At 63.2% G+C, this 20,413-nt stretch carries 25 protein-coding genes; 19 read left to right on the forward strand and 6 right to left on the reverse strand.

The window, feature by feature from the left end; translation table 11 throughout:
- Window positions 1-4: 4 nt before the first annotated feature.
- From ACWGTO_RS13590 to hslV, 3 genes are read right to left on the reverse strand one after another with little or no spacing between them, the layout of a single operon-like run.
- The gene (locus ACWGTO_RS13590; protein ID WP_454575341.1) at window positions 5-604 is read right to left on the reverse strand and encodes a DUF2585 domain-containing protein; all 600 of its coding nucleotides are present in this window, start codon (window positions 602-604) and stop codon (window positions 5-7) included.
- A gap of 5 nt (window positions 605-609) precedes the next feature.
- Window positions 610-1,134, reverse strand: coding sequence for a GNAT family N-acetyltransferase (locus ACWGTO_RS13595; RefSeq protein WP_454575342.1), 525 nt, complete (start codon window positions 1,132-1,134; stop codon window positions 610-612).
- Window positions 1,124-1,675, reverse strand: coding sequence for an ATP-dependent protease subunit HslV (gene hslV, locus ACWGTO_RS13600; protein ID WP_454575343.1), 552 nt, complete (start codon window positions 1,673-1,675; stop codon window positions 1,124-1,126). Before hslV ends, ACWGTO_RS13595 begins: the two co-directional genes overlap by 11 nt.
- 207 nt (window positions 1,676-1,882) lie before the next feature.
- Between hslV and ACWGTO_RS13605 the strand changes: the two genes are divergently transcribed.
- The 13 genes from ACWGTO_RS13605 (at window position 1,883) to ACWGTO_RS13665 (ending at window position 11,765) form a co-directional block, all read left to right on the forward strand.
- Window positions 1,883-2,797 carry a DMP19 family protein gene (locus ACWGTO_RS13605; RefSeq protein WP_454575507.1) on the forward strand — a complete coding sequence of 305 codons (915 nt, stop codon included), beginning with the start codon at window positions 1,883-1,885 and terminating at the stop codon, window positions 2,795-2,797.
- An 89-nt stretch (window positions 2,798-2,886) separates the two neighbouring features.
- Window positions 2,887-3,486, forward strand: coding sequence for an imidazoleglycerol-phosphate dehydratase HisB (gene hisB / locus ACWGTO_RS13610; protein ID WP_454575344.1), 600 nt, complete (start codon window positions 2,887-2,889; stop codon window positions 3,484-3,486).
- Window positions 3,487-3,490: 4 nt separating this feature from the next.
- The gene (locus tag ACWGTO_RS13615) at window positions 3,491-3,967 is read left to right on the forward strand and encodes a DUF2628 domain-containing protein (RefSeq protein ID WP_454575345.1); all 477 of its coding nucleotides are present in this window, start codon (window positions 3,491-3,493) and stop codon (window positions 3,965-3,967) included.
- Between the two features lies 1 nt (window position 3,968).
- Window positions 3,969-4,619 carry an imidazole glycerol phosphate synthase subunit HisH gene (gene hisH, locus ACWGTO_RS13620; RefSeq protein WP_454575346.1) on the forward strand — a complete coding sequence of 217 codons (651 nt, stop codon included), beginning with the start codon at window positions 3,969-3,971 and terminating at the stop codon, window positions 4,617-4,619.
- Window positions 4,620-4,624: 5 nt separating this feature from the next.
- On the forward strand, window positions 4,625-4,915 hold the full coding sequence (locus ACWGTO_RS13625; RefSeq protein ID WP_454575347.1) for a DUF1330 domain-containing protein: 291 nt from the start codon (window positions 4,625-4,627) through the stop codon (window positions 4,913-4,915).
- Window positions 4,916-4,917: 2 nt separating this feature from the next.
- Window positions 4,918-5,664 carry a 1-(5-phosphoribosyl)-5-[(5-phosphoribosylamino)methylideneamino]imidazole-4-carboxamide isomerase gene (gene hisA, locus ACWGTO_RS13630; RefSeq protein ID WP_454575348.1) on the forward strand — a complete coding sequence of 249 codons (747 nt, stop codon included), beginning with the start codon at window positions 4,918-4,920 and terminating at the stop codon, window positions 5,662-5,664.
- On the forward strand, window positions 5,661-6,497 hold the full coding sequence (locus tag ACWGTO_RS13635; RefSeq protein ID WP_454575349.1) for an arginase family protein: 837 nt from the start codon (window positions 5,661-5,663) through the stop codon (window positions 6,495-6,497). The genes hisA and ACWGTO_RS13635 overlap by 4 nt, the downstream gene beginning before the upstream one ends.
- Window positions 6,494-7,288, forward strand: a complete 795-nt coding sequence (hisF, locus tag ACWGTO_RS13640) for an imidazole glycerol phosphate synthase subunit HisF (RefSeq protein ID WP_454575508.1) — start codon at window positions 6,494-6,496, stop codon at window positions 7,286-7,288. The genes ACWGTO_RS13635 and hisF overlap by 4 nt, the downstream gene beginning before the upstream one ends.
- A 30-nt stretch (window positions 7,289-7,318) precedes the next feature.
- Window positions 7,319-7,642, forward strand: a complete 324-nt coding sequence (locus tag ACWGTO_RS13645) for a phosphoribosyl-ATP diphosphatase (RefSeq protein WP_454575350.1) — start codon at window positions 7,319-7,321, stop codon at window positions 7,640-7,642.
- Between the two features lie 24 nt (window positions 7,643-7,666).
- On the forward strand, window positions 7,667-8,626 hold the full coding sequence (gene coaA / locus ACWGTO_RS13650; protein ID WP_454575351.1) for a type I pantothenate kinase: 960 nt from the start codon (window positions 7,667-7,669) through the stop codon (window positions 8,624-8,626).
- A gap of 72 nt (window positions 8,627-8,698) precedes the next feature.
- Window positions 8,699-9,736, forward strand: a complete 1,038-nt coding sequence (locus ACWGTO_RS13655) for a glycosyltransferase family 2 protein (RefSeq protein ID WP_454575352.1) — start codon at window positions 8,699-8,701, stop codon at window positions 9,734-9,736.
- Between the two features lie 2 nt (window positions 9,737-9,738).
- Window positions 9,739-10,188 carry a GtrA family protein gene (locus ACWGTO_RS13660; protein ID WP_454575509.1) on the forward strand — a complete coding sequence of 150 codons (450 nt, stop codon included), beginning with the start codon at window positions 9,739-9,741 and terminating at the stop codon, window positions 10,186-10,188.
- Window positions 10,185-11,765, forward strand: a complete 1,581-nt coding sequence (locus ACWGTO_RS13665; RefSeq protein WP_454575353.1) for a hypothetical protein — start codon at window positions 10,185-10,187, stop codon at window positions 11,763-11,765. Before ACWGTO_RS13660 ends, ACWGTO_RS13665 begins: the two co-directional genes overlap by 4 nt.
- Here ACWGTO_RS13665 and ACWGTO_RS13670 read toward each other — a convergent pair.
- From ACWGTO_RS13670 to ACWGTO_RS13680, 3 genes are all read right to left on the reverse strand, one after another.
- Window positions 11,728-12,345, reverse strand: coding sequence for an alpha-ketoglutarate-dependent dioxygenase AlkB family protein (locus tag ACWGTO_RS13670; RefSeq protein ID WP_454575354.1), 618 nt, complete (start codon window positions 12,343-12,345; stop codon window positions 11,728-11,730). The two genes, ACWGTO_RS13665 and ACWGTO_RS13670, sit on opposite strands and share 38 nt — an antisense overlap.
- 102 nt (window positions 12,346-12,447) lie before the next feature.
- Window positions 12,448-12,882 carry an alternative ribosome rescue aminoacyl-tRNA hydrolase ArfB gene (gene arfB / locus ACWGTO_RS13675; RefSeq protein ID WP_454575355.1) on the reverse strand — a complete coding sequence of 145 codons (435 nt, stop codon included), beginning with the start codon at window positions 12,880-12,882 and terminating at the stop codon, window positions 12,448-12,450.
- An 86-nt stretch (window positions 12,883-12,968) separates the two neighbouring features.
- Window positions 12,969-14,579, reverse strand: coding sequence for a phosphoenolpyruvate carboxykinase (locus tag ACWGTO_RS13680; protein WP_454575356.1), 1,611 nt, complete (start codon window positions 14,577-14,579; stop codon window positions 12,969-12,971).
- A 346-nt stretch (window positions 14,580-14,925) separates the two neighbouring features.
- Between ACWGTO_RS13680 and ACWGTO_RS13685 the strand changes: the two genes are divergently transcribed.
- The 6 genes from ACWGTO_RS13685 (at window position 14,926) to ahcY (ending at window position 20,325) form a co-directional block, all read left to right on the forward strand.
- Complete coding sequence (locus ACWGTO_RS13685) at window positions 14,926-15,627, forward strand: response regulator transcription factor (RefSeq protein ID WP_143975642.1); 702 nt, start codon at window positions 14,926-14,928, stop codon at window positions 15,625-15,627.
- Between the two features lie 25 nt (window positions 15,628-15,652).
- Window positions 15,653-17,437, forward strand: coding sequence for a stimulus-sensing domain-containing protein (locus ACWGTO_RS13690; protein ID WP_454575357.1), 1,785 nt, complete (start codon window positions 15,653-15,655; stop codon window positions 17,435-17,437).
- Between the two features lie 13 nt (window positions 17,438-17,450).
- Window positions 17,451-17,906, forward strand: a complete 456-nt coding sequence (locus ACWGTO_RS13695) for an HPr kinase/phosphorylase (RefSeq protein WP_454575358.1) — start codon at window positions 17,451-17,453, stop codon at window positions 17,904-17,906.
- A 164-nt stretch (window positions 17,907-18,070) separates the two neighbouring features.
- Window positions 18,071-18,472 carry a PTS sugar transporter subunit IIA gene (locus tag ACWGTO_RS13700; protein WP_112392978.1) on the forward strand — a complete coding sequence of 134 codons (402 nt, stop codon included), beginning with the start codon at window positions 18,071-18,073 and terminating at the stop codon, window positions 18,470-18,472.
- A 2-nt stretch (window positions 18,473-18,474) separates the two neighbouring features.
- Window positions 18,475-18,777, forward strand: coding sequence for an HPr family phosphocarrier protein (locus ACWGTO_RS13705; protein WP_454575510.1), 303 nt, complete (start codon window positions 18,475-18,477; stop codon window positions 18,775-18,777).
- 147 nt (window positions 18,778-18,924) lie between these two features.
- On the forward strand, window positions 18,925-20,325 hold the full coding sequence (ahcY, locus tag ACWGTO_RS13710) for an adenosylhomocysteinase (protein WP_454575359.1): 1,401 nt from the start codon (window positions 18,925-18,927) through the stop codon (window positions 20,323-20,325).
- Window positions 20,326-20,413: the final 88 nt, after the last annotated feature.

The raw sequence follows: 20,413 nt of genomic DNA on the forward strand, positions 1-20,413 counted from the left end.
GTCACTAAATTCCACTTTGCCACTGCTTGATGGACTCGAACGGATGCAGCAGCATGATCACGTTGAGCGTCAGATTGTCCCGGATGAGGTAGCCGACACCCAGTTCGAAGATGAGGGCGAGGCCGACGACGACTGATATAGGTAGCTTCCGCGCCATCACAAATCCCAGCACCATGGCCAGCGTGTCGGACACCGAATTGATGATCGAGTCGCCATAGTAATCCAGCGAAATGGTGCCGGCGCGGTAGCGGTCGATGATGAACGGGCTGTTTTCCAGCAACTCCCAGCCGCCTTCGATGACCACGGCAAAAGCCAGGCGCAGACCAATCGGCGAGCGCGGGAACAGGAACCAGGCCAAGGCGTAGAACAGGAAGCCGTGGATGATGTGCGAAAAAGTGTACCAGTCGGAAATGTGCTGGGAATTCTCCGAACTGTTCACCACGCCGTGCCAGAGTTTGACGTAGCCGCAGGTGCAGATCGGCGTGCGCCCCATGCCGTACAGCGCGCCGGCCTGGAAGATGAGCAGAGCGAGCACGAGCAGAAGCCCCATCCGCCAGCTGTCTTCATAGGCCGAGTAGTTTTTGTCCCCGCTTGGTGTCGTCATCCAACTCATTCCCCCTCTTCTCCGTCGCCTTCGGCATCGACGGCCATCAGCACGACGTCCCCATATTCCGAGTGCCTGCGGTCGATAGGCCTGAATCCAGCCTTTTCATAGGCCCGGATGGCGCGGCCATTGTCGGGATGCGGGTCGATGATGACGCGCGGCGCGCCTTCCTCGAACAGCTGTTCGGCGAACTGCCTGACGATCGCCGAGCCATGACCCTTGCCGACGAGTTCCGGCACTCCGATCGACAGGTCGATGCCGAGCGTGCCGAACGGCTGGTCGGCATAGGGGTGGCCGTCTTCCAGATGCGGATCGTAGCTTTGCAGATAGGCGATCGGCCTGCCGTCGAGTTCGACGATCAGCGGCTCGACGGAAATCGAATCGATATGTTCCCGAATAGCGGCGATTTCCGTCTCCGGATCATCCCACCATTCGGCGACATGCGGCTCGCCCAGCCAGCCGGCGATCATCGGCAGGTCTTTTTCCGTCACCGGCCGAAAATCGTAGAGCGCCGGCGGCTCAGGCGGCATCGAGCGTTTCGATGACGAAATTGTTGTTGGTGTAGACGCAGATGTCGGAGGCGATCTGCATCGCCTTGCGGGCGATCTCCTCGGCGTCCTTGTCGGTGTCCATCAGTGCGCGGGCGGCGGCCAGGGCATAGTTGCCGCCGGAGCCGATGGCCATGACGCCGAATTCGGGTTCCAACACGTCGCCGGTGCCGGTCAGCGCCAGCGAGACCGACTTGTCGGCCACCAGCATCATCGCTTCCAGCCGGCGCAGATATCGGTCGGTGCGCCAGTCCTTGGCGAGCTCGACGCAGGCGCGCGTCAGCTGGTCGGGGTATTGTTCGAGCTTGGCTTCCAGCCGCTCAAGCAGGGTGAAGGCATCCGCCGTGGCGCCGGCGAAACCGGCAATGACATTGCCGCCCTTGCCGATGCGGCGCACCTTTTTGGCATTGCCTTTCATGATGGTCTGGCCAAGGCTGACCTGGCCGTCGCCGGCGATCACCACCTTGTTGCCCTTGCGCACCGTCACGATGGTCGTGGCGTGCATGCTCAGTTCATTCGACATTTTTGGCTCCGATTCGCGCCATCCCGATAAGGCGATTGGCGCGGTACGAGTGAGATTGGCCTCTATGTAAGCCGGCGCAGGCGCTTTGCAAACCGGGGCGTTCTCTCAAGATTTCAGCGGGCCTTAACATCTGTGGCTTATCCTTGCCGAAGGCAGGGGGAACTCCGTATGTTCGGCAAAAGGAAGCAGCCCGGCGGGTTGCCGCATGTGATCGTGCCTCGGCGCGACGCCGACAAGTATATGCTCTCCGCAGTAGCCAACTTTGTGGAAACGATGCTGGAGAGCGCAGATTACATTCCTGCGGAAATTCCGCCCGCGGCTCTTCAGGCGCATGCCTGCGAACGCTATCTTGGCCAGGTCAACAATGGTGGCCACAGTCAGTTCGTTCGCAACAGTTTCGACGATCTGCCGGTTGTGGTGGCGAACGTCCGCGCCGGCCTTTCCGCGATGTCGGCCGAACGACATCTGGCCGTGGCGAACGGCCTGCTGGCATGGACGATCGCCAATCCGGACGACATTGCCAGGCAGACCGGCTTCGCCGGCGGCAGAGCAGCTGGGCTGAACGAGCTCGACGTACAGTTCCGGGCCGCCGAAAAGCTGCAGCCCATGGACATTACGGCGGCGCGGTGGATCGCGCGATGGCCGCAATTGAGGATCGTGCCCGATTCCGACTATACCGATGAGATAGAGCGAGCCAAAACGTCCAATCCCTTGCAGGCCCAGCGAAGGTCCTGGCGCACGGTTGCCGTGCTGACGCGAAAGCTCAACGACCGCAAGGCCGTTGCCGAGGGGCTGCGTTGTACGGACACCGGCGTCGACAGCCATAGAGTGGATGCGACAATCTTGCATGCCCGCGATAACCTTGTCGCAGTCGGACTCGATCTTCTGCTGCGCAGGCTCGGCGCCGATCCTGGGGTCGCTGCGGTCATACCGTTGGGTGTCGAGCAGCGCCCTGCCGGACCTGTAATGACCATGGCGCTCATGTACGATCCGATGGGGATCTCCATAGCGGTATCCGACGCGCAGATCCTTCTGATCGTACGCGACGACGAGGTCCTGGCCCGAGCCAATATGGACGAAATCGCACGCCACGCGCATGAGGTCGAGCGGGGCAGGCTCTGAGCGCGCCAGGCCGTCCGTCGCAACTGGCCATCGCCGGATCATGCTGCTAGAAGGCTCTCGTTTCATGCCACCAGCGACAGGGATAGGCCATGAGTGCCCGCGCCGCCGAAGTCAGCCGCAAGACCAGGGAAACCGAGATCGCCGTCTCGCTCCATGTCGACGGCACCGGAAAGTCCGATATGTCGACCGGCGTCGGCTTCTTCGACCATATGCTCGACCAGCTGTCGCGCCATTCGCTGATCGACATCTCGGTCAAGGCCAAGGGCGACCTGCACATTGACGACCACCACACGGTCGAGGACACCGGCATCGCCATCGGCCAGGCGCTCAGCAAAGCACTGGGCGAGCGGCGCGGCATCATGCGCTATGCCTCCATCGAACTCGCCATGGACGAGACGCTGACGCGCGCGGCGATCGACGTGTCCGGCCGGCCGTTCCTGGTCTGGAACGTCACCTTCACGTCACCCAAGATCGGCACGTTCGACACCGAACTGGTGCGCGAATTCTTCCAGGCGCTGGCGCAGAATGCCGGCATCACGCTGCATGTCACCAATCATTACGGCGCCAACAACCACCACATTGCCGAGACCTGTTTCAAGGCGGTGGCGCGCGCGCTGCGTTTCGCACTGGAGCGCGATCCGCGCCAGCCGGACGCGGTTCCCTCCACCAAGGGATCCCTGAAAGGATAGCCTGATGGCCATCTATGTCGTGATGGAACCGCCGGGCCGCACCGAGGCGGCCGACGCAACCATTTTTGTCCGTGACGGCTTTTCCTGGCTGGCTTTCCTGCTGGCGCCGCTGTGGCTTGCCTGGCACAGGCTGTGGGTCGAGGCCGCGCTCGCCTTCGTCGCCATGGGCCTCATCTCGCTGCTCGGCCAAAGGCTGGGGCTGGATTGGGCAAGCTCGGCGCTGTCTTTGCTGTTCTCGCTCTATATCGGCCTGGAAGGCCAGGGATTGCGGATCGCAGCACTTCGCCGCCGCGGCTGGCATGAATGGGGCGTCGTCGAGGCCCACAATCTCGACGATGCCGATATTCGCCAGACGCTGGATGCCGAGGCGCTGGCCGACGAACCGGCGCCGATGCCGCGCATCGTGCCCGACGCCAGCCTTGCCCGGCCGGCGCAGACCGGCCTGACGCTGGGCCTGACCCATACGCCTGGAAAAGCCTGACATGCGGGTTGCAATCATCGATTACGGGTCGGGCAACCTGCGCTCGGCCACCAAGGCCTTCGAGCGCGCCGCGCATGAGGCCGGGATTGCCGCGACAATCGAGCTGACCGCCGATGCCGAGCGCGTGCGCAGCGCCGACCGCATCGTCCTGCCCGGCGTCGGCGCTTATGCCGATTGCGCGGCGGGCCTGCGCGGCGTCGCCGGCATGTGGGAAGCGGTGGAAGAGGTGGCGATCACCAAGGCGCGGCCATTCCTCGGCATCTGCGTCGGCATGCAGTTGATGTCGGAGCACGGCCTCGAAAAGACCGTGACCAAAGGTTTTGGCTGGATAGCCGGCGACGTCAAGGAGATCACGCCGGCCGACCCGGCGCTGAAGATTCCGCAGATCGGCTGGAACACGATCGATCTCACCCGCAAGCATCCGCTGTTTTCCGGCATTGCCACGGGAGCCAAGGGCCTGCACGCTTATTTCGTCCATTCCTATCATCTTGACGCGACAAAGCCGGACGAGGTGCTGGCCGTCGCCGACTATGGCGGCGCGGTGACCGCCGCTGTTGCGCGCGACAACCTCGCTGGCACGCAGTTCCACCCCGAGAAAAGCCAGGCGCTCGGCCTGGCGTTGATCACCAATTTCCTGCGCTGGAGGCCCTGAGAACCATGAGCAAGAAGGGCTATTGGATCGCACTGGTCGATGTTCGCGACCCTGACATCTACAAGCAGTACATCGAGGCCAACGCCAAAGCCTTCGCCAAGTATGGCGCGAACTTCATCGTGCGGGCCGGGCGCTATGAAAATCCGGAGACGTTGACGGGCAACCGTCATGTCGTGGTTGAGTTCGAGTCCTACGATGTGGCCGTCGCCTGCTATCACTCGCCGGAGTATCAGGAAGCATCGAACTACAGGCTCGCCGCCTCGACCGGCCATTTCGTCATCGTCGAGGGCGCCTGATCGTGATCCTGTTTCCCGCCATCGACCTCAAGGACGGCAAGTGCGTGCGGTTGAAGCACGGCGATATGGCGACCGCGACCATATACAACGACGACCCGGCGGCGCAGGCCAAGGCCTTCGAGGACCAGGGTTTTGAGTGGTTGCACGTCGTCGACCTCAATGGCGCCTTCAAAGGCCAGAGCGTCAACAGCGCGGCGGTCGGCGCCATCCTCAAGGCGACCAAGAACCCGGTGCAACTCGGCGGCGGCATCCGCACGCTGGCGCAGATCGAGGACTGGCTCGACCGCGGGCTGGCGCGCGTCATTCTCGGCACCGTGGCGGTGCGCGATCCCGACCTGGTCAGGGAAGCCTGCAAGACCTTCCCCGGCAAGATCGCCGTCGGCATCGACGCCAAGGGCGGCAAGGTGGCGGTCGAGGGCTGGGCCGAGGCGTCCAGCCTCGGCGTCATCGAACTGGCACAGAAATTCGAAGGCGCCGGTGTCGCCGCCATCATCTACACCGACATCGACCGCGACGGCGTTCTGACCGGCATCAACTGGGATGCCACGATCGACCTCGCCGACGCCGTGTCGATTCCGGTCATCGCCTCGGGCGGGCTGGCCTCGATCACCGACATCGTGCGCATGACCATGCCCGATGCGAAAAAGCTCGAGGGCGCCATTTCCGGCCGCGCGCTTTATGACGGGCGCATCGATCCGGCCGAGGCGCTGGCGGTGCTGCAGGGCAAGGCAGTGGAGACCCGATCTTGAAAATCTCCATCATCCTGGCCTCCTATGACAGCGGCCACTATCATGGCGGCATGGGCCAGGGACCGGACGCGCTGATCTCAGGCGGGCTCGTCGATGCGCTGACGCTAGCCGGGCATGACGTGGCCGTCACCGATATCGGCAGGGTGGGCGACGAGCAGGAGCGCGAGATCGCAACCGGCTTTGCCGTCTGCAATGCCGTCTCCGGCGAGGTCCGCATCGCCCTGGACCGCGGCCGCTTTCCGATCGTTCTGGCCGGCAACTGCCTGACATCAGCGGGTGCGGTCGCCGGCGAAGGTGCCGATGCGATCATCTGGGCCGACCAGCATGGCGATCTCAACACGCCCGAAACCTCCGTCTACGGCTTTCTCGACGGCATGGCGCTGGCCACGATCCTGGGCCTGTGCTGGAAGCCGATGGCATCGGCCATCCCAGGCTTCAAACCGATCGATCCGGCCCGCTGCGTGCTGGTCAATGCGCGCGATCTCGATCCGGCTGAAAAGGACCTGTTGAAGACGCTGCCGGTCATCCGCACCGAATGCCCGGACTGGGCAACCGCCTGCGGCAGGCTGAAGGCACCGGACGCAAAGCGGGTGCACCTGCATCTCGATCTCGACGTGCACGATCCCGAGGCGCTGCAGGCCAATCGCTACACGACACCTGGCGGCCCGGAGCCGAAACAGCTGCGCCAGGCGGTCTGCGGCATGGCTGGTCTGCTGCCGATTTCCGGCATCACCATCTCGGCCTACGATCCGGCATTCGACGCGCAGTCCGACGTGCCGCCGCTGGTCGGCGAGCTGCTCAGCGAGTTGCTGGCGACGATGGAGAAGGGCTGATGCTGAAAGCGCGCGTCATCCCTTGCCTCGACGTCAAGAACGGCCGCGTCGTCAAGGGCGTCAATTTCGTCGACCTGGTCGATGCCGGAGACCCGGTCGAGGCTGCAAAAGCCTATGACGCGGCCGGCGCCGACGAGCTTTGCTTCCTCGACATCACCGCATCGTCAGACAACCGGGAGACCATCTTCGATGTCGTCGCCCGCACCGCCGAACAGTGTTTCATGCCGCTGACGGTCGGCGGCGGCGTGCGCCAGGTCGCCGACATCCGAAAGCTGCTGCTGGCCGGCGCCGACAAGGTGTCGATCAACACGGCGGCGGTGAAGAACCCGGATTTTGTCGCGGAAGCCGCTGACAAGTTCGGCAACCAGTGCATTGTCGTGGCCATCGACGCCAAGAAGGTGTCGGCGCCCAACGAGGCCGACCGCTGGGAGATCTTCACCCATGGCGGCCGCGAGAAGACCGGCATCGATGCGGTCGACTTCGCGCGAAAAATGGTCGAGCGCGGCGCCGGCGAGATCCTGTTGACCTCGATGGACCGTGACGGCACCAAGGCCGGCTACGACATTGCGCTGACCCGCGCGATTGCGGATGCGGTGCGCGCGCCGGTCATCGCGTCCGGTGGCGTCGGCACGCTCGATCATCTGGTCGAGGGCATCCGCGACGGCCATGCGGGCGCCGTGCTCGCGGCATCGATCTTCCATTTCGGCACCTACACGATTGCGCAGGCCAAGGCGCATATGGCCAAAGCCGGCCTGCCGATGCGGCTGGACTCGTCCGTCGATCGGCCCTAGAGCGTTTCCGGCTAAGAAAGCGACCTCGCCATGGCTGACTTTTCACTCTCCGACCTGGAGACAATCATTGGGGAACGCGCCCGGTCCGGCGACCCGGACTCGTGGACGGCAAAACTGTTCGCCAAGGGCATGGACAAGGCGGCGCAGAAGCTCGGCGAGGAAGCGGTCGAGACGGTGATTGCCGCCGTCACGGGGGATAAAAAAGCCCTCGTTTCCGAAAGTGCCGATCTTATATATCATTGGCTTGTCGTGCTCGGCATCGCGGAGGTCCCGCTGGGCGACGTACTGAGGGAGCTTGAGGCCCGTACCGGCCGTTCGGGCGTCGCCGAAAAGGCATCCCGGCCGAGAGGCTGAACCGCGAGGAGGGCAGGAAACTCGATGGACCAGCTTGCTCCGACCGAGAAATATTCTCCCTATCGTTTCTTTTCGGCCGAGCAATGGTCGAACTTCCGCGCCGACACGCCGATGACGCTGAGCGAAGACGAGATCAACCGTCTGCGCTCGCTCAACGACCCGGTCGACCTTGAGGAGGTCAAGCGCATCTATCTGTCGCTGTCGCGGCTGCTGTCAGCACATGTCGAGGCCAGCCAGCTGTTGTTTCGTCAGCGCCAGGCCTTCTTCAATGCGCTCGACGTGGTCAAGACGCCGTTCATCATCGGCATTGCCGGCTCGGTGGCGGTCGGCAAGTCAACCACGGCGCGCGTGCTGAAGGAGCTTCTGGCTCGCTGGCCGTCGAGCCCCAAGGTCGATCTCATCACCACCGACGGTTTTCTCTTACCCAACAAGGTGTTGCGGCGCGACAATTTGATGGAGCGCAAGGGCTTTCCCGACAGCTACGACGTCGGCGCGCTGCTCAGGTTCCTGTCGGGCATCAAGTCGGCGCAGCGCAATGTACAGGCGCCGGTCTATTCGCATTTGACCTATGACGTCATTCCCGGCGAGTTCGTCACCATCGACCGGCCCGACATTCTGATCTTCGAAGGCATCAACGTGCTGCAGCCGGGCAAGCTGCCAAAGGACGGCAAGATCGTGCCGTTCCTGTCGGATTTCTTCGACTTCGCCATCTATATCGACGCCGACGAAAAACTGATCCATCACTGGTACATTGCCCGCTTCATGCGGCTCCGCGAGACCGCCTTCCGCAACCCGGACTCCTTCTTCCACCGCTATTCTCAGCTTTCCGAGGATGCCGCGCGCGCCATCGCGGAAGGCTTGTGGGCCAACATCAACCTGAAAAATCTGCGCGAGAACATCGTGCCGACGCGGGCGCGCGCCGACCTCATCCTGCGCAAAGGCGCCAATCATCTGGTCGAGGAAGTGGCGCTCAGGAAACTGTGACGACTGGGTTAACGGCACCTTAGGCAATCCCGGCTAGTTTTTGCTGCAATTCCAGCGGGTCGGGAGCAAGCGGTGGTTAGTGCGAGCGATGCCGTGGGCCGCCAGGCCACGGTCTATTCCCTGGTCATTCCGATTTTCAACGAGGAAGCGGTGCTGCCGCTGCTGGTGCGGCGCATCGGCATGCTGCTGGACGCGCTGGACGATCGTGCCGAAGCAATTTTCGTCGACGATGGCAGCCGCGACACCAGCGTCATCTTCCTGCGCGGCATGGCGGCCGAGGATGACCGCTTCAAGCTGATCGAGCTGTCGCGCAATTTCGGCCACCAGGTCGCCATTACAGCCGGCATGGATGCGGCCGCCGGCGAGGCCGTCATCGTCATGGATGCCGACCTGCAGGATCCGCCGGAAGTGGTGCTCGATCTCGTCGCCAAGTGGAAGGAAGGCTACGAGATCGTCTATGCGCGGCGCATCCGGCGCGAGGGCGAAACCTGGTTCAAGCGGGTCAGCGCCAGTATCTTCTACCGGCTGATCGAGAAGATGACCTCCGTCGACATCCCGCGCGACGTCGGAGATTTCCGGCTGATCGGGCGTAAGGCGCTGGAGACGTTCAAACGCATGCCCGAGCGTGATCGCTTCGTGCGCGGCATGTTCGGCTGGATGGGTTTCAAGCAGACCGCCGTGCCGTTCGAGAGGCCGATGCGGGCCGCAGGCGAAACCAAATATCCGTTCTGGAAAATGGTGCGGCTGGCCGTGCACGGCATTATCAGCTTTTCCGACAAGCCGCTGCGGCTGGCGCTGTGGGCGGGTCTGGCCATTTCCGGCCTCGCCGCCCTGCTCGGCCTCTACGCGGTGTTTTCCTGGCTTTTTGTCAGCGGCGTCGTCCATGGCTGGACATCGACGGTGGTGATCATTTCCTTCCTGTCAGGCATCAATCTGCTGATGACCGGCGTCATCGGACTTTATGTTGGCGGCATTCATGCCGAGGTGAAACGGCGGCCGCTTTACGTCGTCGACCGGCTGACCGGCTTCGAGGAAGCGATCGCCGCCATGAGCAATTCCCAGGCGTCGAAAAATACGCCGCCCGCAACGCACGAACGCCGGGTCGGTTGACCGTGCGCCAGGCGTTCAACGATCCTTTGCCCGGCTACCGGTTCTGGTCATGGGCCATGGGCCGTTCGGAGCCGGCGCGAATCCTGCGATTTGCTGCAATCGGCGGCGTATCGACCCTGATCTACGCCGTGCTGACCCTGGCGCTTTCGGCCCGGCATGGCTTCGGCATGCCTGCGACGGTGGCCTCGATCGCCGGCTATGGCGCCGGCGCGGTGTTCTCCTATTGCGGACATCGCTTCGTAACGTTCATGTCGGACGGCGCGGTTGGTTTCGAGGTCGTCCGCTTCGCCTGCGCTACGGCGATCGGATTTCTGCTCTCGGTCGGGCTGGCCGTGATCCTTGCCGACGTAGCCGGACTGCCGCCGTTGGTGCCGGTGGCAATCGCTTCCGTCCTGGTACCGGCCCTGAATTTCATCATCCTGCGCAAATTCGTCTTCGTGGCGGCCCGATGAGTACGGAGATCCGCACTTCGCTCGTTGAGAGGTCCGCCATGATTTCGGCCAAGGGCGGCTCGCGAACGCTGCCGCGGACCCTGGTCTTCTGCCTGCTCGTGCTGGCGGCGGCCGTGCTTTGGCAGATGCGCTGGGGTGTCATACCCGACACCAGTTGGGCAATCACCATGTCCGAGAAGGTGCTTGCCGGCTCACGGCTCTATGTCGATCTCTTCGAGGTCAATCCGCCGTTCACGCCATGGATGTTCATGCCGGCTGTGGCCCTGGCGCATGCGCTCGGCATTTCGCCGGAAGTCGTCATTCATCTTTATGCCTATACGATCTGCCTGCTGGGTCTCGGCTTTGCCGCGCGGATCGCCAGACTGGCCGGCTTTGCCGAGAACCGTGTGCTCTTCTCGATGTTGCCGCTGTTCCTGGCACTGCTGATCATTCTTCCCGGCAATGCTTTCAGCGAGCGGGAGCATCTGGGCGTTGCCCTGTTTCTACCGTTGCTGGTGTTGATGGCCTGGCGCGCCGCACCAACGGACGGGCGCACGCCGAGCTTGCCGATAGCGGTACTGGCTGGCCTTTGCGGCAGCGTACTGGTGCTGGTGAAACCCTATTATGCGCTGATGGTGCTGGTTCCGGCGCTTTATGTGGCCTGGCGGCGCCGGTCGATCTGGTCGCTCTTCTGCATCGAATACTGGGTGATCGGATTGGTCTGCGTCGCCTATCTCGTCGCCGTGCTGTACTTCTATCCAGAGTTCCTCAACGCCATCTACCCAGTGCTGGCCGACACCTATATGCGGCTGCGGGTCGTGCAGGCGCTGTTGCTCAAATACGCGCCGGCCTACCTCGTCGCACTCTACATGTTGCGTTTGCTTCGGCCGAGCCTCACCTTGTCGCCGCTGATCATGGTGTTCGTCCTGGCGTCATTGGCGGCCACCGTGCCTCTCGTGTATCAGGCCAAGGGCTGGCCCTATCATGCATTCCCGGCAATCAGCCTGATGGCCGCGGCGTTGCTGCTCAGAGCCGTTCAGATCGACCCCGCGCGGCAATCGCCATCGGGCACTGGCATGGGGCATGCGCGCATGCTTTTGCTTGCCACCACCATTCTGGCCAATGCTGTCCCCTTCTGGCCCAGCCAGAAACCGGGTGCCGATTTCGTCGCCACGATAAATGCTGCGGTGGACCATCCGACGGTCGCACTCATAGGGTCGGACATTGCCGCGGGCCATCCACTGACGCGGATGGTCGGCGGGAGCTGGATCTCGATCTACTGCAGCGATTGGCTTGGAGGATTCGCCACCTATTTCGCGCAGGTCGAGGCGCAAAGCGGCAATCAGGCGGCGGCTGAACACTACAGGCAGATCACTGATCGCTACATCTATGACAAGCTTGCCCAGCTCGAAACCAAGCGGCCATCGCTGGTGATTGTGCAGAAAGCGGACATCTTGTGGTTAGCCGAGCTCTCCGGCCGGCAGGATTTCGTCCGCTTCATGCAAGGCTACCGGCAGATCGCCGAGGACGATACGCTGAGGGTCCTTGTCCGCGACGATGCTAGCCGGCCTTCGTCACCCGCCGCAGCGTCAGATTGATGCGCCCGCCATTCCTGAGCAGCGCCGAGGTCGACGGGTAGATGCGGTCGACGCCGTGGAAGCAGAGCCGGCCTTCGCCGCCCAGCACGACGACATCGCCGCTTTTCAGCCTGAACGATTTGGTGCCGCCGTCGCGTGTCGTCTGGCCGACCCGGAACAGGCAGTCGTCGCCAAGCGAGACCGAGACCACCGGCGCCGAGAAATCGGCCTCGTCGCGATCCTGGTGCAGGCCCATTTTGGCGTCCTGCGCATAGAAATTGAACAGGCAGGCTTCCGGCGGATGCGGATAGGCGGAGACCTCTTGCCATAATTGCAGCAGCGCGTCGGGGATCGGCGGCCATGGCTCTCCGGTCAGCGGATGCGTCGGCTGGTAGCGATATCCCAGTTCCTTGTCGGTGACCCAGCCGAGCGGGCCGCAGTTGGTCATGCGCACGCTCATCTCCTTGCCGGTGCGCGGCATGGCCGGCACGAACAGCGGTGCCTGCTGCACTACCTTGCGGACGTCTTCGACCAGCGCTTCTTGCGCGGCGCGGGGCAAATAGCCGGGCATGTGGCGGACGCCTTTGGGCAGAACGAGCATGGGGACGCTTCACCTGATTGATCTGGCCGACAATGCCACCGCCAAACAAAAACGGCGACCCGAAAGCCGCCCACAGTTTTCGGCATCATGCTGGTGTGGTGCCTAGTCGTTCTCCACCCGGCCGCGCAGCTTCTTGATCGTACCGCGCCCGGCCTTGCTTTTCAGCCGCCGCTCCACCGCCCCCTTCGACGGCCGCGTCTTCTTGCGCGGCGGCGGCGGCGGTTCGGCGGCCTTGGCGACCAGCGCCGTCAGCCTTGCCCGGGCATCGGCCCGGTTCTGCTCCTGGGTGCGGAAGCGGCCGGCTTCGATGACGATGACGCCGTCCTTGGTGGCGCGCTGGCCGGCAAGCTTGATCGTGCGCGCGCGCACGCGTTCCGACAGGCCGGCCGCATTGGCCGCGTCGAAGCGCAGTTGCACGGCGGTGGCCACCTTGTTGACGTTCTGGCCGCCGGGGCCGGACGAGCGGATGAAATCCTCGTGCAGGTCGCCCGGGTGGATTACGGCTTCGTCGGATATGATGTTGTCGTCGATCGGCATGCCGCAGTCATGGCGCGGCGGACCAAAAAAGAAAAGGCCCGATCGGGATCGGGCCTTTCAAGGATGCGGCGAGGACGATGCCTCGACTATTCGGCAGCTTCCTGCAGGCGCGGCGCGGCGCCTCGCACGACGGCGTCGACATGGCTCTCGAATTTCTCGAAATTGACGGCGAACATGCCCACCAGCCGCGCCGCCTGGCGGTCATAGGCAGCCTTGTCGGCCCAGGTCGAGCGCGGGTCGAGAATGGCGCTGTCGACACCCGGAACAGCCACCGGCACCTCGAAGCCGAAATTGGCATCGGTGCGGAAGCCGGCTGCCTTCAACGAACCGTCGAGCGCGGCGGCCAGCAAGGCGCGCGTCGCCTTGATCGGCATGCGCTTGCCGGTGCCGTAGGCGCCGCCGGTCCAGCCGGTGTTGACCAGCCAGCAATCGGCGCCGTGGCGGGCGATCAGTTCGCGCAGCAGATTGCCGTATTCCTTGGGATGACGCGGCATGAACGGGGCGCCGAAACAGGTCGAGAACGTCGCTTCCGGCTCGGTCACGCCCTTTTCGGTACCAGCCACCTTGGCCGTGTAGCCGGAGAGGAAGTGATACATCGCCTGCGCCGGGGTCAGCCGTGCGATCGGCGGCATAACGCCGAAAGCATCGGCCGTCAGCATGATGATATTTTTCGGATGGCTGGCGCGGCCGGTCTTCGAGGCATTGGGGATGAAGTCCAGCGGATAGGCGCAGCGTGTGTTTTCGGTGAGCCTGCCGTCGTTGAAATCCGGCACGCGGTTTGCATCGAGCACGACATTTTCCAGCACCGTGCCGAAACGCTGCGTGGTGGCGAAGATTTCCGGCTCGGCTTCGGCCGACAGCCGGATCGTCTTGGCGTAGCAGCCGCCTTCGAAATTGAAGATGCCGTGCGGCCCCCAGCCATGCTCGTCGTCGCCGATGAGCGTGCGCGACGGGTCGGCCGACAGCGTCGTCTTGCCCGTTCCGGACAGCCCGAAGAAGATCGCTGCGTCGCCGGCCGGCCCCTCATTGGCCGAACAGTGCATAGGCATGACACCCTTTTCCGGTAGCAGATAGTTCAGCATGGTGAACACGGACTTCTTCATTTCGCCGGCATAGGAGGTGCCGCCGATCAGCACGATCTTGCGGGTCAGATCGACCGCAATCACGGTTTCGGTGCGGCTGCCGTGGCGGGCCGGATCGGCGCGGAAGGACGGCAGGTCGATGATCGTCATCTCCGGCACGAATTGCTCGAGCTCGGCGGTCTGCGGGCGGATCAAAAGGTTGCGGATGAACAGCGAGTGCCAGGCGAATTCGGTGATAACCCGCGTCGGCAGCTTCAGATCGGCATCGGCGCCGCCGATGAGGTCCTGCACATAGAGGTCCTTGTCCGCCGCATGGGCGCGGAAATCGGCGAGCAGCGTTTCGAACTGAGCCGGTGAAATCGCCTTGTTGTTGTCCCACCAGATGTGGGGTTCGGTGGCGCCGTCGCGCACGACAAACTTGTCCTTGGGCGAGCGGCCGGTGTGCTGGCCGGTCTCGGCAAGCAGCGCGCCACCCGCGGTCAACCTGGCCTCGCCACGGCGGATCGCGTCTTCGTAAAGGGCGGCCGCACCAAAATTATAATGCACCGTGCCGGTGGTTTTCAGGCCGATACGATCGATCGCGCAGGCAGAATTGCGTTTGCCGACTTCCGACATCAAGGGTCCCTTCTCCTGGATTCGCCGCACTTTGCCGGCGCATTTCCGGCATGCCCGCGATGGGGGCTAAGACGGTCAGAACCAGAAAACTCGAATGATATCAAATCATTAATCGATTTAAAAAATTTGAAAGTTGTTTAAATCGTTTATATGTGCAAAAAATCACAGTGGTTGCCCAAAGGATTGGCACACAGTGTTCGTCCAATCCGTATAGAGGTGCGATTGGGGCCGCCGGCAAGCCGTCCGTGACAACGGATGGAGCCTGTGCCACATTTTGTACCTAATTTGTCCTGCAAAAGCCCCTTCTCTAAGATAGGAGGGACAGCTCATGAGGGAGCCGCTTGAAATGGCAACAATCGCGCTTGTCGATGACGATCGCAACATTCTGACGTCGGTCTCGATTGCCTTGGAATCCGAGGGGTATCGTGTCGAGACCTACACGGATGGGGCGTCGGCGCTGGAAGGCCTGGCGGCGCGTCCGCCGAATCTCGCCATCCTCGACATCAAGATGCCGCGCATGGACGGCATGGAGCTGCTGCGCCGAATGCGCCAGAAGTCCGATCTGCCGGTGATCTTCCTGACCTCGAAGGACGACGAGATCGATGAGCTTTTCGGCCTCAAGATGGGCGCCGACGATTTCATCCGCAAACCGTTCTCGCAGCGCCTGCTGGTCGAGCGGGTGCGCGCCGTGCTGCGCCGTGCCAGCACTCGCGAGGCTGCGGCAAAGGCGCCCAGCCAGCAAGCCCGTTCGCTCGAGCGCGGCCAGTTGGTGATGGACCAGGAACGCCACACCTGCACCTGGAAGGGCGAGCCGGTGACGCTGACGGTCACCGAATTTCTCATCCTGCACTCGTTGGCGCAGCGCCCCGGCGTGGTAAAAAGCCGTGATGCGCTGATGGATTCGGCCTATGATGAACAGGTCTATGTCGACGACCGCACCATCGACAGCCACATCAAGCGGCTGCGCAAGAAGTTCAAGGCCGTCGACGATGACTTTGAAATGATCGAAACGCTTTACGGAGTCGGGTACCGGTTCCGCGAAGCCTGAGAACGGACCCGGGAGCTGCTATTCGATGGCAGTGGACGTAGAGCGAGGCAGACGGGCGGGCGCCGGCAGGCGGCCGTCGAGGATTCTGCCCGCATTCCTGTCGAGGATCACGGTGCCGATGCGCCGCTTCCTCGGCCATCACATCTTTTCCAGCCTGACCCGGCGCATCCTGTTCCTCAACCTGGCCGGCCTCGCCGTGCTGGTCACCGGCATCCTTTATCTCAACACTTTCCGCGACGGGCTGATCGACGCCCGCGTCGAAAGCCTGATGACGCAGGGCGAGATCATCGCCGGCGCGATCGCGGCGTCGGCGACGGTCGAAACGGATTCGATCAGCATCGATCCGGAAAAGCTGCTCGAGCTGCAGGCCGGCGAAAGCCTGGGGCCGGGCTCCGACCAGCTCGATAACCTCGATTTCCCGATCAATCCCGAGCGCGTCGCGCCGGTGCTGCGGCGGCTCATCTCGCCGACGCGTACGCGCGCCCGCATCTATGACCGCGACGCCAATCTGCTGCTCGATTCGCGCCATCTCTATTCGCGCGGCCAGATCCTGCGCTACGACCTGCCGCCGGTCGAGGACGAGCAGCCGGATATGCTGGAGCGGGTGCAGAAATTCGTCTTCGACGTCTTCCGCAACAAGGACCTGCCCGTCTATCACGAGCAGCCCGGCGGCAATGGCGCCGCCTTCCCGGAAGTGGTCAAGGCGCTGACCGGCAGCCCGTCGACGATCGTGCGGGTGAGCGAACAGGGCGAGCAGATCGTCTCGGTGGCGGTGCCGATCCAGCGCTTCCGCGCCGTTCTCGGCGTGCTGATGCTGTCGACCGAAGGCGGCGACATCGACAAGATCGTCGCCGCCGAACGCAAGGCGATTTTGCGCGTGTTCGGCATTGCCGCCCTGGTGACCGCCATCCTGTCGATGCTGCTGGCGTCCACCATCGCCAATCCGCTGCGCCGGCTGTCGGCGGCGGCGGTGCGGGTGCGGCGCGGCGTCAAGAGCCGCGAGGAAATCCCCGACTTTTCCGATCGCCAGGACGAGATTGGCAATTTGTCGATCGCGGTGCGCGACATGACCAATGCGCTCTATGCCCGCATCGAGGCGATCGAAAGCTTTGCCGCCGACGTTTCGCACGAGTTGAAGAACCCGTTGACCTCGCTGCGCAGCGCGGTGGAGACCTTGCCGCTGGCCAAGAACGACAATTCGCGCGCGCGTCTGATGGAGATCATCCAGCATGATGTCCGGCGGCTCGACCGGCTAATCACCGACATTTCCGATGCTTCGCGCCTCGACGCCGAACTGGCGCGCGAAGACGCGGCAATCGTCGACCTGAAGAAATTCATCACCGATCTCGTTGCCGTGTCGCGCGAGGCGACGCGCAACAAGAAGGCCGTCGAGATCGAGTTCAAGGCCGCCAAGCTGCCGCAAGGCGTCAAAGGCTATTTCGTCACCGGCCATGATCTCAGGATCGGCCAGGTCATCACAAATCTGGTCGAGAATGCCCGCTCCTTCGTGCCGGAGGATCACGGCCATATCGCCATTTCCCTGGCACGCTCGGGCAAGGTCAACATCGTCACCGTCGACGACAACGGCCCCGGCATCCGCGCCGACGCCATCGACCGCATCTTCGAGCGCTTCTACACCGACCGGCCGGCCGGCGAGGCGTTCGGCCAGAATTCCGGCCTCGGCCTGTCGATCTCCAGGCAGATCGTCGAAGCCCATGGCGGCACGCTGAACGCCGAGAACATCCCCGGCACCAAGCCCGGCGACATCAAAGGCGCCCGCTTCGTCGTGACGCTGCCGGCCGAAGGCTAAATTGCAGCTGCGTATGCCCATCAAGAAACCTGAAAACATCCACGCCACCGCGATCCTGATCGGCGAGCGCGGCGTCCTGATCACCGGACCGTCCGGCTCGGGCAAGACGACGCTGGCGCTGGCGCTGATCGATCATTTTGGCCGGCGCGGGCTGTTTGCGCGGCTGATCGGCGACGACCAGCTGTTTGTCGAGGCGCATTTCGGGCGGCTGGTCTGCCGTGCGCCGGCCAGCATCGCCGGCCTCACGGAAGTGCCCGGGCTTGGCCCGAAGCCGCTTTTGTTCGAACCCGGCGCGGTGATCGACCTGGCGATCCAGCTGATTGCCGCCGAGGAAATGGTCCGTTTCCAGGACGAGTTGAGCGAGATGATCGCCGGCTGCACCGTGCCGCGCATCGACCTCGCCGAGCGCAACGTCACTGCGGCTTTGCCGGCGGTGATGGCGCGGCTGGCGATTGCGCCTTTCGTATGATCCGCCCCCGGTTTTTTGCTGCAATGCGTCAAAATGGCCATGGCCGGCGCAATTTTGGGCTTGTCAACGCGCCGCGCGTCGACAAGATAGCGCTCCCGCCGCCTGGGATGGCCGGCGAGCATAAAAAGCGCCTGTGAAGCGGCGATGACGGGAGCCACCAACGAATGATCGGACTCGTGCTTGTAACGCACGGTCAACTGGCCGCCGAGTTCCGCCATGCCGTGGAACATGTCGTGGGGCCACAAGACAATTTCGAAACCGTGGCGATCGGCGCCGATGACGATATGGAGCAGCGCAGGCGCGATATCGTCGACGCCGTCGGCCGCGTCGACACAGGAGCGGGCGTCATCGTCCTGACCGACATGTTCGGCGGCACGCCTTCCAACCTCGCCATCTCGGTGATGGAGTCCGGCCGCACCGAGGTCATCGCCGGCATGAACCTGCCGATGCTGATCAAGCTGTCGTCGATCCGCAAGGGTGACAACATGGCGACCGCGCTCGACGAGGCGCAGGCCGCGGGGCGCAAATACATCAACGTCGCCAGCCAGCTCCTGAGCAGCAAATGAGCATGACATCGGAAAAGGACCAGATAGCCAAAGATTCGATCACCAGGGAGTTTCCGATCATCAACCAGCGTGGCCTGCATGCGCGCGCCTCGGCCAAGTTCGTCCAGGTGGCCAGCGGCTTCGACGCCACCGTCCATGTCGAGAAGGACGGCCTCAAGGTCGGCGGCACCTCGATCATGGGGCTGATGATGCTGGCAGCGAGCCCCGGCTATTCGATCCGCGTGACCGCCAGCGGCGCTGAAGCCGTGGCAGTGATGGACGCGCTGGAGGATCTGGTCGCCTCGCGCTTCGGCGAAGAGTGCTGACCCGCCAAACACATACGCGCATAAAGATTTCTTTATATCCCATTGTCGTTGAGCCGGCGATCTGCTAGTCAGGCCGGCATTCCCGCGCCCTTCGACGCGCCGTGTGGCGCAGGCGCATCTGAAGACAAATCACACCGGAGCACTGCCATGACAGGTAGCAAGGACTATGTGGTCGCCGACATTTCGCTTGCCGGCTGGGGCCGCAAGGAACTCGATATCGCCGAAACCGAAATGCCGGGCCTGATGGCCTGCCGCGAGGAATTCGGCGCCAAGAAGCCGCTGAAAGGCGCGCGCATCACCGGATCGCTGCACATGACCATCCAGACGGCGGTGCTGATCGAGACGCTGAAGGCGCTCGGTGCCGATATCCGCTGGGCTTCGTGCAACATCTTCTCGACCCAGGACCATGCCGCCGCGGCGATTGCCGAAGTCGGCATCCCGGTGTTCGCCGTCAAAGGCGAGTCGCTTGAAGACTATTGGGACTACACCGACAAGATCTTCCAGTGGGCCGATGGCGGCCTCTCCAACATGATCCTCGACGATGGCGGCGACGCCACCATGTATATTCTGGTCGGCGCCCGCGCCGAAGCCGGCGAGGACGTGCTGTCCAACCCGCAGAGCGAGGAAGAGGAATACTTCGTCGCCCAGATCAAGAAGCGTCTCAAGGCTTCGCCGGGCTTCTTCACCAAGCAGAAGGAAGCGATCCGCGGCGTCACCGAAGAGACGACCACGGGCGTCAACCGGCTCTACCAGCTGCAGAAGAAGGGCCTGCTGCCGTTCCCGGCGATCAACGTCAACGACTCGGTCACCAAGTCGAAGTTCGACAACAAATACGGCTGCAAGGAATCGCTGGTCGACGGCATCCGCCGCGGCACCGACACGATGATGGCCGGCAAGGTCGCGGTCGTCTGCGGCTATGGCGACGTCGGCAAGGGTTCGTCGGCTTCGCTCAAGGGCGCCGGCGCCCGCGTCAAGGTCACCGAAGTCGATCCGATCTGCGCGCTGCAGGCGGCGATGGACGGGTTTGAAGTCGTCACGCTGGAGGATGCGGCACCCACCGCCGACATCGTCATCACCACCACCGGCAACAAGGATGTCGTCACCCTCGACCACATGCGCTCGATGAAGGACATGGTGATCGTCGGCAATATCGGCCACTTCGACAATGAGATCCAGGTGGCGTCGCTGCGCAACCTGAAATGGACCAACGTCAAGCCGCAGGTCGACATGATCACCTTCCCGGACGGCAAGCGCATGATCCTGCTGTCTGAGGGACGCCTGCTCAACCTCGGCAACGCCACGGGCCATCCGAGCTTCGTGATGTCGGCCTCGTTCACCAACCAGGTGCTGGCGCAGATCGAGCTCTACACCAAGCCCGGCCAGTACCAGAACCAGGTGTATGTGCTGCCCAAGCACCTCGACGAGAAGGTGGCGCGCCTGCATCTCGACAAGCTTGGCGCCCGCCTGACCGAACTGTCCGGCGAACAAGCCGCCTATATCGGCGTGACCCCACAGGGTCCGTTCAAGCCGGAACACTACCGCTATTAAGCATAGCGCAAGTTACCACTAGATATTGAAGCCGGGCGATTGACATTTCGCCCGGCTTCTTTTTTGCGCTGAATGATTCTTCACGCCG

It is taken from the genome of Mesorhizobium sp. PL10 (genome assembly GCF_053714315.1).

Excerpts from the sequence above, each read along its gene's own strand:
- ACWGTO_RS13680 (WP_454575356.1), bottom strand. The coding sequence starts at position 14,579 with ATGTCGGAAGTCGGCAAACGCAATTCTGCCTGCGCGATCGATCGTATC.
- hslV (WP_454575343.1), bottom strand. The coding sequence starts at position 1,675 with ATGTCGAATGAACTGAGCATGCACGCCACGACCATCGTGACGGTGCGC.
- ACWGTO_RS13595 (WP_454575342.1), bottom strand. The coding sequence starts at position 1,134 with ATGCCGCCTGAGCCGCCGGCGCTCTACGATTTTCGGCCGGTGACGGAA.
- ACWGTO_RS13665 (WP_454575353.1), top strand. The coding sequence starts at position 10,185 with ATGAGTACGGAGATCCGCACTTCGCTCGTTGAGAGGTCCGCCATGATT.
- ACWGTO_RS13645 (WP_454575350.1), top strand. The coding sequence starts at position 7,319 with ATGGCTGACTTTTCACTCTCCGACCTGGAGACAATCATTGGGGAACGC.
- ahcY (WP_454575359.1), top strand. The coding sequence starts at position 18,925 with ATGACAGGTAGCAAGGACTATGTGGTCGCCGACATTTCGCTTGCCGGC.
- ACWGTO_RS13625 (WP_454575347.1), top strand. The coding sequence starts at position 4,625 with ATGAGCAAGAAGGGCTATTGGATCGCACTGGTCGATGTTCGCGACCCT.
- arfB (WP_454575355.1), bottom strand. The coding sequence starts at position 12,882 with ATGCCGATCGACGACAACATCATATCCGACGAAGCCGTAATCCACCCG.
- ACWGTO_RS13700 (WP_112392978.1), top strand. The coding sequence starts at position 18,071 with ATGATCGGACTCGTGCTTGTAACGCACGGTCAACTGGCCGCCGAGTTC.
- ACWGTO_RS13695 (WP_454575358.1), top strand. The coding sequence starts at position 17,451 with ATGCCCATCAAGAAACCTGAAAACATCCACGCCACCGCGATCCTGATC.
- hisH (WP_454575346.1), top strand. The coding sequence starts at position 3,969 with ATGCGGGTTGCAATCATCGATTACGGGTCGGGCAACCTGCGCTCGGCC.
- ACWGTO_RS13685 (WP_143975642.1), top strand. The coding sequence starts at position 14,926 with ATGGCAACAATCGCGCTTGTCGATGACGATCGCAACATTCTGACGTCG.
- ACWGTO_RS13590 (WP_454575341.1), bottom strand. The coding sequence starts at position 604 with ATGACGACACCAAGCGGGGACAAAAACTACTCGGCCTATGAAGACAGC.
- ACWGTO_RS13670 (WP_454575354.1), bottom strand. The coding sequence starts at position 12,345 with ATGCTCGTTCTGCCCAAAGGCGTCCGCCACATGCCCGGCTATTTGCCC.
- hisB (WP_454575344.1), top strand. The coding sequence starts at position 2,887 with ATGAGTGCCCGCGCCGCCGAAGTCAGCCGCAAGACCAGGGAAACCGAG.
- coaA (WP_454575351.1), top strand. The coding sequence starts at position 7,667 with ATGGACCAGCTTGCTCCGACCGAGAAATATTCTCCCTATCGTTTCTTT.
- ACWGTO_RS13705 (WP_454575510.1), top strand. The coding sequence starts at position 18,475 with ATGACATCGGAAAAGGACCAGATAGCCAAAGATTCGATCACCAGGGAG.
- ACWGTO_RS13615 (WP_454575345.1), top strand. The coding sequence starts at position 3,491 with ATGGCCATCTATGTCGTGATGGAACCGCCGGGCCGCACCGAGGCGGCC.
- ACWGTO_RS13690 (WP_454575357.1), top strand. The coding sequence starts at position 15,653 with ATGGCAGTGGACGTAGAGCGAGGCAGACGGGCGGGCGCCGGCAGGCGG.